12 protein-coding genes are annotated in these 13,280 nt (G+C 66.6%); 3 read left to right on the forward strand and 9 right to left on the reverse strand.

Annotation, left to right across the window (positions count from 1 at the left end; genetic code table 11):
• Positions 1-16: 16 nt before the first annotated feature.
• From AB0I14_RS01765 to AB0I14_RS01780, 4 genes are all read right to left on the reverse strand, one after another.
• A complete protein-coding gene (locus AB0I14_RS01765; RefSeq protein WP_358014972.1) occupies positions 17-1,402 on the reverse strand; it encodes a cytosine permease in 1,386 nt (461 codons plus the stop codon).
• Between the two features lie 93 nt (positions 1,403-1,495).
• Positions 1,496-1,888 (reverse strand): gluconate 2-dehydrogenase subunit 3 family protein, encoded by a 393-nt coding sequence (locus AB0I14_RS01770; protein WP_358014975.1) that lies wholly within the window; start codon positions 1,886-1,888, stop codon positions 1,496-1,498.
• A gap of 7 nt (positions 1,889-1,895) precedes the next feature.
• A complete protein-coding gene (locus tag AB0I14_RS01775) occupies positions 1,896-3,521 on the reverse strand; it encodes a GMC family oxidoreductase (protein WP_358014978.1) in 1,626 nt (541 codons plus the stop codon).
• A 112-nt stretch (positions 3,522-3,633) separates the two neighbouring features.
• Positions 3,634-5,145, reverse strand: coding sequence for a PucR family transcriptional regulator ligand-binding domain-containing protein (locus tag AB0I14_RS01780; protein WP_358014981.1), 1,512 nt, complete (start codon positions 5,143-5,145; stop codon positions 3,634-3,636).
• Between the two features lie 184 nt (positions 5,146-5,329).
• On the opposite strand from AB0I14_RS01780, the gene AB0I14_RS01785 reads away from it, so the two are divergent.
• The 3 genes from AB0I14_RS01785 to AB0I14_RS01795 are packed head-to-tail and all read left to right on the forward strand — an operon-like array spanning position 5,330 to position 7,881.
• Positions 5,330-6,247, forward strand: coding sequence for an NAD-dependent epimerase/dehydratase family protein (locus AB0I14_RS01785; RefSeq protein WP_358014984.1), 918 nt, complete (start codon positions 5,330-5,332; stop codon positions 6,245-6,247).
• Positions 6,248-6,273: 26 nt separating this feature from the next.
• On the forward strand, positions 6,274-7,074 hold the full coding sequence (locus AB0I14_RS01790) for an SDR family NAD(P)-dependent oxidoreductase (protein ID WP_358014987.1): 801 nt from the start codon (positions 6,274-6,276) through the stop codon (positions 7,072-7,074).
• 18 nt (positions 7,075-7,092) lie between these two features.
• A complete protein-coding gene (locus AB0I14_RS01795) occupies positions 7,093-7,881 on the forward strand; it encodes a creatininase (protein ID WP_358014990.1) in 789 nt (262 codons plus the stop codon).
• 27 nt (positions 7,882-7,908) lie between these two features.
• Here AB0I14_RS01795 and lpdA read toward each other — a convergent pair whose 3' ends face one another.
• The 5 genes from lpdA to gcvH are packed head-to-tail and all read right to left on the reverse strand — an operon-like array spanning position 7,909 to position 13,279.
• A complete protein-coding gene (gene lpdA / locus AB0I14_RS01800) occupies positions 7,909-9,279 on the reverse strand; it encodes a dihydrolipoyl dehydrogenase (RefSeq protein ID WP_358014993.1) in 1,371 nt (456 codons plus the stop codon).
• On the reverse strand, positions 9,276-10,217 hold the full coding sequence (gene lipA / locus AB0I14_RS01805; protein WP_358014995.1) for a lipoyl synthase: 942 nt from the start codon (positions 10,215-10,217) through the stop codon (positions 9,276-9,278). Before lipA ends, lpdA begins: the two co-directional genes overlap by 4 nt.
• A gap of 4 nt (positions 10,218-10,221) precedes the next feature.
• The gene (locus AB0I14_RS01810) at positions 10,222-11,607 is read right to left on the reverse strand and encodes an L-serine ammonia-lyase (protein ID WP_358014998.1); all 1,386 of its coding nucleotides are present in this window, start codon (positions 11,605-11,607) and stop codon (positions 10,222-10,224) included.
• Between the two features lie 2 nt (positions 11,608-11,609).
• Positions 11,610-12,878, reverse strand: a complete 1,269-nt coding sequence (glyA, locus tag AB0I14_RS01815) for a serine hydroxymethyltransferase (RefSeq protein ID WP_358015001.1) — start codon at positions 12,876-12,878, stop codon at positions 11,610-11,612.
• 2 nt (positions 12,879-12,880) lie between these two features.
• Positions 12,881-13,279 (reverse strand): glycine cleavage system protein GcvH, encoded by a 399-nt coding sequence (gene gcvH, locus AB0I14_RS01820; protein ID WP_358015003.1) that lies wholly within the window; start codon positions 13,277-13,279, stop codon positions 12,881-12,883.
• Between the last annotated feature and the right edge of the window lies 1 nt (position 13,280).

Consider the following 13,280-nt stretch of genomic DNA (forward strand, 5'->3'; position numbering starts at 1 on the left):
GATCAGGCGCCTGGAATCAGCGTGCACTCTCGGTGGCGAGCGAAGACTGCATCTCTTCGACCTGGCGTACCCGCCACAACTTGATCAGACCCAGGTAGATGAAGAACGTCGCGACCGTCCCCACGATCCACGCCGTATCGATGCCGCCGATCTTGCCGGCCACCGCGCCCTGATAGAACGCCGTTGACATGAAAGGGATCTGCACGACGAAGCCGAGGAAGTAGCTGAGCACAGCCGGGACATTGAATGCGCCGTAGCCGCTCTTCGGGTCACTGAACGATGCCGGGTCGTAATGCCCCTTCTTCACCACGTAGTAGTCGATGAGGTTGACGATGCTCCACGGGATCAGCAGGTAGATCAGGATGCTGATGAAGTTGGAATACCGCACGAGGAAGTCGTCCGAAAATGCGATGGCGGCGACGAACACGACCGCCGCGATCACCGCCGCCGCGATGTTCCTGGCCGAGGACTTCGGCGACCACTTCAGTTTGAAGGCCTGAATACAGGTCAGGGTGCACAGCGACGATCCGTACATGTTGATGACGCCGGCGTCGATCGCACCGAAGAAGAACACGAGCATCACGAAGGTGAACAGTGGGCCGGGCATGATGTGGGACAAGCTCGCCAGCGAGGCATCGGAGCCCAGGCCCGCGACGAGGAGGGCGCCGACGATCATGGCTCCGACGGCGCCGAGGAGAGTGCCGAAGTACGTGTACCAGAACGCGGAACGAGGCGTCGTCGAGGACGGCAGATAGCGCGAGTAGTCCGAGACATACGGGGCGTACGAGAGCTGCCAGATGCCGGCGACCGAAGCCATGCCCAGGAAGCCGATCCAGTTGAAGGAGCCACCAGCGCTGCCGGCTCCTCCGTCACCGCCGCCGGCGGCGATCGAGGTATAGACGAGTGTGAGCACCAGGGCGAGACCCGAGAGCCAGACCATCACCCGGTTCATCCGGAGGATGAGCTGATAGCCGACCACGACGGTGACCAGGGTGAGGAAGGTGCTAAAGGCAAGCGCCACAGTGGTGTTCAGCGATGGAAAGACGGCGCACAAAGTCTGCTGCGCCAATACCATGAGGGACACGATCCAGCCGACGTACGCAAGAATGACGACGACGATCACCAGCAGTGAACCGTACATCCCGAACTGTGCGCGCGCCTGGATCATCTGCGGCACACCGAGTCCCGACCCCTGCACCGAGTGCAACGCCATGAACACGGCGCCCACGACACTACCGAGAATGATGGCGATGACCGTGGATGTGACATCCAGTTTGTAGATCGTCGGCCCGAGGAGACCCGTGACCACAGCCAGCGGGATGATCTGGACGGTGAACCAGAACGAGAAAAGGTGTCGCACCTTTCCCGTGCGCTGAGATTCCGGCACCGGCTGAATGGTCAAATGCTCGACCCTAGAGCCACTGTCATGCGGCATGAGACACGTCCTTACACGTCGGCGTGGCGATGATTTCAGGTCCTTTGGTGGATGGCCGGATCAGCGGATCGTGAAGCCGCGGTCGACGACGTTCTCGAGCATGTCCACATAGCCGTCCATGTCGTCGCGCGCCGGGCGCGGCGCCGCGTCGTAGGGCATGGCGGCCTTCACGGCCGGGCTGAGGAAGTAGGCCCCTGCGGCCAGGACGGTGAGCGCTTCGAACTGGTCCGGTTGCTCTGCCGAGAGGCTGTCCAGCGCGGCTTCCGGGTCCTTCCCTGCGCTGGAGTCAAGCGCCGCGGTGAGCGCGTCGACGAGGTCGGGCCGGTAACCCAGGACCTGGTCCAGCAGGACCCCGGACACTTCCGCAGTGGTGGCCGACGGCATGCTGTCGGCGGCCGGGATCAGGGTATCGGCCAGGGCGGCAAACACTTGGCGCTGTTCGGAATTGAGCATGTGGTCCTCAGAATGCAGTCGGGATGCTGGAGCGGTTTTCCGCGAGATGCCGCATGGAGCGCAGCGCGACAGCCATGATCGTGGCGGTGGGATTCATGCCGGTCGAGGTCACCATGGTGCTGCCGTCCACGATGAACAGGTTCGGGACGTCATGCGTCCGGCACCATTCGTCGACGACGGAGGAGGCCGGGTCGGAGCCCATCTTGGTGGTGCCCAGCAGGTGCCAGGCGCTGTGCCTGACCACCGGAATCGGGTGCACCTCAACGGCTCCGGCGGCCTCGTGCGCCTCGACGGCCCGTGCGACGTTGAACTCGAGCATCCGCCGGCAGTTCTCGCCGATCTTGTAGTGGATCTTGGCCGCCGGGATCCCGTCGGAGTCGGTGACGTTGGGATCCAGTGTCACGGTGTTGGATTCGTCGGGCAGGTCCTCGGTGGTGATACCCCACTCGGTGTAGCGGCCGAAAGTCCGCTTCAGCCGCGGATGGAAGTTGGCGCCGAAGCCGTCGCGCCAGTTGTCCCCGGGCTCCCACAGGGTCTGGGCCAACGGGCCGCCGGTGGGCATGAGGTTCCACTTCGCGCCGCGGACGAATCCGCGGTCCGTGTCGGTCTCGTAGAACTGCAGCGACTGCAGCGCCTGTCCGGCCGGACCGAGCCAGGTTTCCATGTCTTCGTCGTAGGCGCCGTAGACCGAGGCGTACGGGTGGGTCATCAGCCGCTTGCCGACCAGGCCCGAGGAGTTGGCCAGGCCGTCCGGGGCAGAGTTCAGCAGTAGGCGGGGCGTGCCGATTCCGTTGGCCGCCAACACCGTCACCCGCGCGGCCTGATGTTGCAGCGTGCCGTCGCGGTCGATGTACTCGGCGCCGGTCACCAGGCCACCGTCGTTCAGCGTCAGTCGGCTGACCCTGGCCCCGGTGACCAGCTGCACCCCGAGCTTGATCGCGTCACGCCAATGGGTGATGTCGGTGCTGGCCTTCGCGCCGACGGGGCAGCCGGATTCACAGGCGCCGTAGCGCTGGCAGGCTTCCTGATTCTTGTACTTGCGCGAGGCGATCGCGTTGGGCGCGGGCCACCAGTGCCAGCCCAGCTTGTCCATGCCTTTGGCGGCGACCAGACCGTACTTGCCGATCGGCAGCGGTGGCAGCGGGAAGGTGTGCGGGTCCGGGTAAGCCGGATCGCCCTCGAGCCCGGACGCCCCGATGTGGTGGGTCACCTCGTCGTAGAACGGCCTCAGGTCCTCGTAGGTGAAGGGCCAGTCCTCGGCGACGCCGTCGAGCGTCTTGACCCGGAAGTCCGACGGCATCGCGCGCACCCAGTGCCCGGAGAACATGATGGTGCTGCCGCCGACACCGTTGAACATCAACGGTTCGACCGGGCTGTCGGTGCTGTCGATCGGATAGTCGGCGGAGTTCTGCCGCACGTTGGGGCTGGAGTTCCACTGTTTGAGGCGCGTGAGCTCCCACTCCGGCTTGCCTGCGGTGAAGTCGTCGGGCAGGTTCCAATCGCCCTGTTCCAGACAGACGACCTTCAGTCCGTGGCGGGCCAGTTCGAGGGCCGCCACCCCGCCGGAGGCTCCGGCCCCCACGATCAGGACGTCGGGTTCGGCATGGATTTCTCGGGTGTTCACGCGTCGCACTCCAGGTCAGATGGGCTGCTGTGCGATCAATGATGCGTGCGTCACACCTTCCGGCGCGATATTTGATCCGCACAAAGCGCAAGACCCGCCTTGTGCGTGCGCACAAACGCTGTCAACGTCCTGTCAGTTCGGCCGAGGAAACCCGCCGGGCCGCAATCGCGACCGCCAAGGTGGTCAGCTGCCCGGGTTCGTCGAGGGTCACCTCGAGCAGTCGGGCCACCTGCTCGAGCCGGTAGTACAGGGACTGCCTGCGGATGTGCAGGCGTTTGGCGGCCTCCGCCTTGCTGCCCGCGCACGCGATCAGCACTTCCAGCGTGCGGACCAGCTCGCTCCCCTTGGCCGCGTCAGTCCGTTCCAGCACGCCGATCTGATCGTCGATGAACTGGCGCACGGCATCGGCATCGCCGTGGCGGGCCAACAGCCGCTCCAGCACGAGCGCCTGCACACCGATCACCGGGCCCGCCTCACCCAGCCCCTGACCGAGCCGCAGTGTCTCGCGCGCCTCCGCCATGGCCTTGGGCAGCAGGCCGATCTCGCCGACAGCGCGACTGGCCGTGGCGCACAGATGGTTCCGTGGCAGCCGGGCAATCCGGGCGGCCTCGCGCACCGCATCGACGACGTCGGTGGACGGCACCCCCGCCGGCATCACCAGCACGCCGCACAGCAGACTGTCGACGAGCCCGAAGATGCCCTGGCCGACCTGACGCATCAGGGCGTCGGCCACCGAGGCGACCGACTCGACGCGCTGCGGGTCGATCGCGACGCATACATAGCGTTGACCCGCCGTCGCGATGCCCGCCGCCCGCAGCCGCGATTCGAGCGCGCTGTGTTCGACAGGCTGATTCGCCACGAGCTGATCGAGTACCAACTGCTGTGCCCGCAGCGTGCCGGCGATGCCGGTCTGTTCTCGCATCAGACACAGGCCCAGCACGGTCGGCGCGCGGTCGAGCACGGCGGCACAGAGCAATTCGGGCACGCCCTCCGGGTCCACCGACAGCCGGCCCCACGCCGTGCCGTCGACCATCACCGGCACCTCGGAGCGCCCGGTACCGATGCGGTCACCGGGCCCGGACTCGACCATGACGCGTCCCGCATAGTCGCTGAGCCGCGCCGACGTCCCGAGCATCGCGGCGACCTGATCGATCAGTTCATTCAGGGTCGCGCCGCGGGCCAGGGCTTCCGACAGCGCGCGAGACGTTTCGTCGGCATGGCGCAATCGCGAGACCGACCGGTCGATGAGCTCACTGTTCACCGCCTCGGCCACTTCGGTGAACCGCAGTGTGGGCGCCAGCTCGACCACGGGGAACCCCAGCGGGAGCGCCTCCTCGACCATCTCCGGCGGCACCTGTGCGAACGTCCTGCCCACCTCGAAGAACAACCCGGCCACGCCCCGCTCGGCCAACCGCCGGATGTACAGTCGGCGGCCGGCCTCGCCCACGTCGATGAGGCCGACGCCGTTGGTCAGCAGAACTTCGTCGCCGCGCAGCAGTCCCGCGATGTCGTAGAGATCGGTGGAATGGACCCAGCGCACCGGGTGATCGAGATGGTCATGACCGCTCAGCACGGCGGGGCTCGCCGACTGCAACGACGGGTGAGCCAGCACGTCTCCGACGGTCAAGGACATACGACAGTATGACTCACGTCACCCCACAAACATATGACAGTACGTCCGTTGTCGTCCGGGAAGTACCGGGGCATTGTGGTTCACATAGGAGCGAGGAGCGCACATGACAGTCAGATCGGTGCCGACCCCTCCCATCAAACATGTTGCAGCACAGGACAATTACCACCAATAGGGGAAGATTGCCATGACCACACTCGTCACCGGCGGCCGCGGCTTCGTCGGCCGCCACGTGGTGGACCAGTTGATAGCCGACGGCGAACGCGTCGTCATGTACAACCGCGACTACTCCGTCGACCCCCGGGACGGAGTAGTCGCGGTTCTCGGCGAACTGTTCGACATCCCGCGCCTGACGGATACCCTTCGCACCTACGACGTGGACCGCATCATCCACACCGCCGGGCAGAGCCATCCGGCGATCTCGATCGAACTGCCGGTCACCACTTTCGCCGCCAACGCCGATGGCACGCTTGCGGTTTACGAAGCAGCTCGGATGACCGGCGTGCGCCGCATCGTGTTCTTCTCCTCGGAATGCGCGCTGGGCAACATCACCGAGACCGGACCCGTCACGGAGGACGTCAAACCGGCCCCCACCACGGTCTACGGCGTGACCAAGGTGGCCGGCGAACTGCTGGGCAGCGCGTACAACTCGCTGTATGGCATGGAAATCGTGTCGCTGCGCATCACCGAGGTGTACGGGCCGGGCCTGTGGATGCCCAGCCTGCTGGGCGACATGATCCGGGCCGGCCTGCGCGGCGAGACGTTCACCCTCGAATCCGGCGGTGACCACGGGTTCCAGTTCGTCTACGTCGACGATGTCGCCAACGCTGCCCGACTGGCCGCCACCACCACCAACCTGACCCAGCAGGCCTACTTCGTCTCGGGCGGCGATCGAATGACCGTCTTCGAAACCGCCGACCTGCTGAAGAAGTTGCTGCCCGATGCCCGCTTCGACATCGGCCCGGGTTACCTGCCCGCCTGGGACCGGCAGGTCCAGTTCGATCTGAGCCGGTCTGAGCGCGACCTCGGCTATGTGCCGCAATGGGCGCTGGAGAAGGGCCTGGAGAAACAGATCGAGTGGATCCGGGCCACCGAGAAGCTGTGACGAACCGCGACGAAAAGGACACGCACATGGGTGAGATGACGAACCGCATTGCCCTGGTCAGCGGAGCCTCCTCGGGTATCGGGCTGGCCACCGCCGCGACCCTGGCCCGTGAAGGTGCCGACGTCGCGCTGCTGGCCCGGCCGCAGGACGACCTGTCCGAGGTCGTGCGACTTGTCGAGGAGCAGGGCAGGCGCGCCCTGCCGGTCAGTGTCGACGTGCGGGATTCGGCCGCGGTGCGCGCCGCGTTCGAACGGGTCGAAGCCGAGTTGGGCCCCATCGACGCGGTGCTCAACAACGCCGGAATATCCCGCGTCGCACCGCTTGTCGAGACCACCGATGAGATCCTCGACGATCTGATGTCGATCAACGTGGCCGGCTCGTTCTACGTGCTGCGTGAGGCGGCCCGTGTCATGCAGCCCCGGGGCGCGGGCTCGATCGTCAACACCGGCTCCGAGCTCGCCCTCATGGGCCAGCCCGGATTCGTCGCCTACACCGCCACCAAGGGCGCCATCGTGGCGATGACCCGCAGTGCTGCAGCGGAATTGATCTCCTGGGGCATCCGGGTGAACTCGGTGTGCCCCGGCACCACCCGGACTCCGCTGCTCATGGTCGAGTTCGAGGACAGCGCCGACCCAGAGGCCGAGATCGCCGAAATCGCGTCCAGCGTGGCCGCCGGACGGTTCGGCGAGCCGCAGGAGATCGCCGAGGCCGTGGTGTTCCTGCTGTCCGACCGGGCCAGCTACGCCGTCGGCACACACCTCGTCGTCGACGGCGGACGGTCGACCTGCATCCCCGCCGGCAACATCGGCGTCTCCCACAACGACTGATCTACAAGGAGTTTCGTAATGACCGAGAACCAACCCCGGCTGTACCGGGATATGACCTGGTCGGAGATCGCCGAGGCGGCCCGCGCCGACGTCCCGATCGCCATCCCGATCGGCTCCACCGAGCAGCACGGCCATCACCTGCCGGTCTGCACCGACTGGCTCATCCCCGAGAAGCTGCTGGCGGAAGCCAGCCGTCAGACCGACCTCATCGTCGGCCAGTTCGTGCCCTTCGGCTACCGCAGCCGTCCGGGCAGCGGTGGCGGACAGCATATTCCGGGCACCCTGTCACTGCGCGCCACCACCTATATCGCGCTGCTCGAAGACATCCTCAGCGAGCTGAAGCGGGCCGGGTTCCGCAACATCGTGCTGTACAACTGGCACTACGAGAACAGCGGCTTCATCTACGAGCCCGCGTTCCTGATCTCCGAGAAGCACCCGGAACTGAAAATCCTGGTGATGGAGGACGCCAACCCCGATTTCACCGTGGACCGCCAACAGGCCATCTGGCCCGAGGGCTTCCCCGGACTGGCGCTCGAGCATGCCGCCGTGATCGAGACCTCGCTGCTGCTGCACCACGCACCGCATTTGGTGCGCACCGAGCACATCGTGGCCGACGCTCCCGAACGGGTCGTCAATCACGATGTGCTGCCCATCGACACCCGGATGTCCACGGCCAGCGGGGTCTTGTCGTCGCCCGAGGCCGCCACTGCCGAGAAGGGCAAAATGCTCACCGAGTGGATGGTCGACCGGCTGGTGGCGATCCTCGACGAGGAGTTCGGCGACCGCCGCGGTGCCCGAAACGTCTAGCTCGCGGCCTCCGAGCGGGCGTCCGCCTCAGCCGTGCAGGTGAAGCGGCGCGCCGGACACTGCCATCAGCGCCTCTCCCAATGCTTCGTTCTGCGTCGGGTGGGCGTGCACGAACCGGGCGGCCTCGTCGGCCTTGACGCCCAGGTTGTACAGCATTTGGGCCTCACCGATCAGCTCCGAGACCCCGTGGCCGATCATGTGCACGCCCGCGACCGCGCCGGCCGGGTCAACGACGAGCTTGATCGCCCCGGAGGCCTTGAGGATCTGGCTGCGGCCGTTGCCCGCCAGGTCATAGGTGACGGTTTCCACGCCGTCGCCGTAGCGTTCCCGAGCCGCTTCCTCGGTGAGCCCCACCGAAGCGATCTCGGGATTGCAGTACGTGACCCGCGGGATACCGAGGTCAGCGACGGCCTCGGGGTTGCGTCCGGCGATCTGCTCGGCGACGAAGATGCCCTGCTGAAATGCCCGGTGCGCCAACTGGAGTCCTCCGACGATGTCGCCGATCGCGTACACGGTCGGCACGCTGGTGCGCAGCGCGTCGTCGGTCACCACGAATCCACGGTCGAGTGTCACACCGGCCTCGGCCAGACCCAGGTCGGCGGTACGCGGGGCCCGGCCGACGGCGACCAACAGCACGTCGGCGGACAACTCATCACCGGATTCGAGGGATACCCGCACGTCGTCGCGATCGGTGGCGACCGCGGTGACGCGGGCTCCGGTCTTGGCGGTGATGCGGCGGCGACGGAACAACCGTTCCAGATAGGTGGAGATGGCGGCGTCTTCGTTGGGCACCAGCCGTGGCAGCGCTTCGACGATGGTCACCTTGGTGCCGAACGAGGCCCAGAGACTCGCGAATTCGACGCCGATCACGCCACCGCCGAGGATGATCGCCGATTCGGGGATGGTGTCCAGCTCCAGGGCCTGATCGCTGGTGAGCACCCGATCGGAGGTCGCGATGAGTCCGGGGAGCTTCGGTGCCGACCCGGTGGCCAGCACGATCGACTTTCCGGTGATGGTGGTGCCGTCGACCTCGACGGTGGTCGGCCCGGTGAGCCGACCGCGGCCGTTGACGACGGTGATGCCGAGGGCGTCGATCAGTCCGGACAATCCCTTGTGCAGGCGCGACACCACGGTGTTCTTGAAGCCGTGCAGCTTCTCCGGGTCAACGCCCTCGAAGGTCGCTTTGATCCCGAATTGTGCTGCGGTGCGCGCGGAGTCGGCGACCTCGGCCGCGTGCAGCAGCGCCTTGGTCGGGATGCACCCACGATGCAGGCAGGTGCCGCCCACCTGGGCCTCGTCGATCAGGGCGACGGACAATCCGAGTTGCGACGCGCGGATCGCGGCGGCGTACCCGCCCGGGCCGCCGCCGAGGATGACGACATCTGCGGTGTTGGTCATGCGTGACTCCTTGAAAGTTTGATGGCGGTGCGGGCCTGGGTGTAGAGCCAGCCGGCCCGGTAGGACGAGCGCACGAGCGGCCCGGACATCACCCCGAGAAAGCCGATCTCTCGGGCAACGTCATCGAGTTCGGCGAATTCGTCTGGGGTGACCCAGCGTTCGATGGGGTGATGGCGCGGGGTGGGCCGCAGGTACTGGGTGATGGTGATCAGTTGGCAGCCGGCAGCGTGCAGGTCTCGCAGGGCCGCCACGATCTCCTCGGTGGTCTCCCCCATCCCGAGGATCAGGTTCGACTTCGTGATGAGGTCCTGGCTGCGGGCACGTTCGATCACTTCGAGCGAACGCTCGTAGTCGAAGCCCGGCCGGATCCGGCGGAAGATGCGCGGCACCGTTTCCAAGTTGTGTGCCAGTACTTCTGGTGTGGCATCGAATACTTCGTCGAGTTGTGCGGGGGTTCCGGTGAAGTCCGGGATCAGCAGTTCGACGCCGGTGCCCGGGCAGGCCGCGTGGATCTGGCGAACGGTCTCGGCGTACAACCAGGCACCGCCGTCGGGCAGGTCGTCGCGCGCGACCCCGGTGACGGTGGCGTAGCGCAGCTGCATGTGGGCCACGGATTCGGCCACGCGCCGCGGTTCATCCCGGTCCAGCGGCTCGGGCCGGCCGGTGGCGATCTGGCAGAAATCGCAGCGCCGCGTGCACTGGTCACCGCCGATCAGGAAAGTTGCCTCCCGGGCTTCCCAGCATTCGAAGATGTTGGGGCAGCCCGCTTCCTGACACACCGTGTGCAGATCGTTGCGCTGCACGAGCGAGGCCAGCTCACGGTATTCAGGCCCGGTCCGCAGCTGCGCCTTCATCCAGGCCGGCTTGCGTTCGACCGGGATCTGCGCGTTGCGGACCTCCAGGCGCAGCAACCGGCGACCTTCCGGGGTAACGGTCATATCCTCAGCATTCGACGACGTTGACGGAGACGTTGACCGCCAGGCCACCCATGGATGTCTCCTTGTATTTGGCGCTCATGTCCATTCCGGTGGCACGCATCGTCTCGATGACCTGATCCAGGCTCACCCGGTGCGTACCGTCGCCGCGCAGTGCCATGCGGGCCGCGTTGATCGCCTTGCCCGCCGAGATGGCATTGCGTTCGATGCACGGGATCTGCACCAGCCCGCCGATCGGATCGCACGTGAGACCGAGGCTGTGCTCCATGGCGATCTCGGCGGCGTTCTCCACCTGTTGCGGTGTGCCACCGAGGATCTCGGCCAAACCTCCGGCAGCCATGGACGCCGCGGAGCCGACCTCACCCTGGCAACCCACCTCCGCACCCGAAATCGAGGCCCGCTCCTTGTACAGCGAACCGATCGCTCCGGCGGTGAGCAGGAAACGGACGGTGGTGTCGTCCGGGTCGGCGATTCCGGCCGGGGTGTAGCGCAGCGCGTAGTGCAGGACCGCCGGGATGATCCCGGCCGCACCGTTGGTCGGTGCGGTCACGATTCGGCCGCCCGACGCGTTCTCCTCGTTGACCGCGAGTGCCACCAGGTTCACCCAATCCTCGGCGAAGGCCGGATCACGCTGCGGGTCTTCAGCATCGAGCCGAACGAACCAGTCTCTGGCGCGACGCCGGACCTGCAGGTTGCCGGGCAGATAGCCGTCCCGGGACATCCCGTTGCCCTGGCACGCGACCATGACCTCACGGATGTGCAGAAGACGTTCCCGCACCTCGGCTTCGCTTCGAGACACGCACTCCTGCCGCATCATCGTCTGGCTCACCGACAGTCCGTCCCGCTCGGTCAGCTCCAGCAGCTCGGCAGCTGACCGGAAGGAGCCGCTGGCATCGGCGCCCGCGGTCTCCTGCCGGGCCGGCCCGGTTTCGGTGACGACGAAACCGCCGCCCACCGAGAAGTACGTCTCGCGGTAGACCACGTCACCACCGGCCGAAAACGCGGTCAGCGTCATGGCATTCGGATGCTGTTCGAGCCGGCGACCCGGTTGCAGATGCATGTCGGATTCGGTCAGTGCGATGACGCTCCGGCCGGCGAACAGGATCTTCCCGTCGGCGCGGATGGTAGCCAATCGCCGTTCCATCTCGTCGGTCTCGATCGTCTCGGGCCGGTAGCCCTCGAGACCGAGCAGGATGGCGGGCATGGTGCCGTGTCCGGCACCCGTCGCCGCCAGCGAGCCGAACAGGTCCACGCTGACCTCGGCGACGTGATCGACCATGTCGCGACCGACGAGGTCGTCGACGAACATGCCCGCTGCCCGCATCGGGCCGACGGTGTGTGAGCTCGACGGGCCGATCCCCACCGAGAACAGGTCGAACACGCTGACCGCCATGACTACAGCTCCGGATAGAGTGGGAACTGCTCGGCCAGCGTACGCACCTGTGCCGCAAGGTTTTCGGTGTCAGCGTCCGGGTCGGCGATCAGCGCGGCGGCGATGACGTCGGCGACGCGGGCGAACTCGTCGTCGCCGAACCCGCGGGCGGCCAGTGCCGGGGTGCCGATGCGTAGCCCCGAGGTGACCATCGGCGGCCTGGGATCGAACGGCACCGCGTTGCGGTTGACGGTGATACCGACCGCGTCGAGCCGATCCTCGGCCTGTTGCCCGTCGATGGCCGCATTACGCAGATCCACCAGCACCAGGTGCACATCGGTGCCGCCGGTGAGGACCGTGATGCCCGCCGCCTGCACGTCGGGCTGGTTCAGCCGCTCGGCCAGGATCCGTGCGCCCCGCAGGACCCGCTGTTGGCGCTCGGCGAATTCCGGCTGGGCGGCCATCTTGAATCCGACGGCCTTCGCCGCGATGACGTGCTCGAGCGGTCCGCCCTGTTGGCCGGGGAACACCGCCGAGTTGATCTTCTTGGCGATGTCGGCCTCGTTGGTGAGGATGACGCCGCCGCGGGGGCCGCCCAGCGTCTTGTGGGTCGTGGAGGTCACGACGTGGGCGTGTGGCACCGGGGAGGGATGCAGACCGGCGGCGACCAGGCCCGCGAAGTGCGCCATGTCGACCATCAGGTATGCCCCGACCTCGTCGGCGATCTCACGGAACCGGGCGAAGTCCAGCTGGCGCGGGTAGGCCGACCAGCCGGCGATGATCAGCTGCGGCCGGTGTTCGCGGGCCGCCTCGGCAACGGCGTCCATGTCGATGAGGAAGTCCTCCTTGGACACCCCGTACGCGGCGACGTTGTAGAGCTTGCCGGAGAAGTTCAGCCGCATGCCGTGGGTCAGGTGCCCACCGCAGTCCAGCGACAGGCCGAGAATGGTATCGCCCGGTTTGATCAGCGCGTGCATGACGGCGGCATTGGCCTGTGCACCCGAATGTGGTTGCACATTGGCGAATTCCGCTCCGAACAACGACTTGACGCGGTCGATGGCGAGCCGTTCGACCACGTCGATGTGTTCGCAGCCGCCGTAGTAGCGACGGCCCGGATACCCTTCGGCGTACTTGTTGGTCAGCACCGAGCCCTGGGCCTGCATGACAGCGAGTGGCGCGTGGTTCTCCGATGCGATCATCTCCAGGCCCAGCCGCTGCCGGCGCAGCTCGTCGCCTATCGCCGAGAAGATTTCGGGGTCGAAGTCGGCGAGACGTTCATCAAGGATGCTCATGTCTAGGCCTCGCTCTTCTGCGCGTATTCGGCTGCGGTCAACAGGTTTCCCGCGGCGGTCGCCTGCACCTCGAACAGCCAGCCCTCCCCGTAGGGGTCGGACGTGACCAGGGCGGGGTCGTCGACGGCAGCCGTGTTGACGGCCGTGACGGTGCCGCTGACGGGCGGGTACAGCTCGGACACGGTCTTGGTGGATTCCACCTCACCGCAGGTCTCGCCGGCGACGATGTCGGACCCGACCTCGGGGAGGTCGAGGAACACCAGGTCACCGAGCGCCGCTGCCGCGACCGAGGTGATCCCGACCCGTACCGGGGTGTCCGACAGCGCGGCGCCGGGCGCGATCAGCACCCATTCATGTTCCTCGGTGTAGCTACGGTCGTCGGGGATTGTCTGAGTGGTCATA

The sequence above is a fragment of the Mycobacterium sp. NPDC050441 genome (assembly GCF_040655355.1).
In the GTDB taxonomy this organism is placed as follows: Bacteria; Actinomycetota; Actinomycetes; order Mycobacteriales; family Mycobacteriaceae; genus Mycobacterium.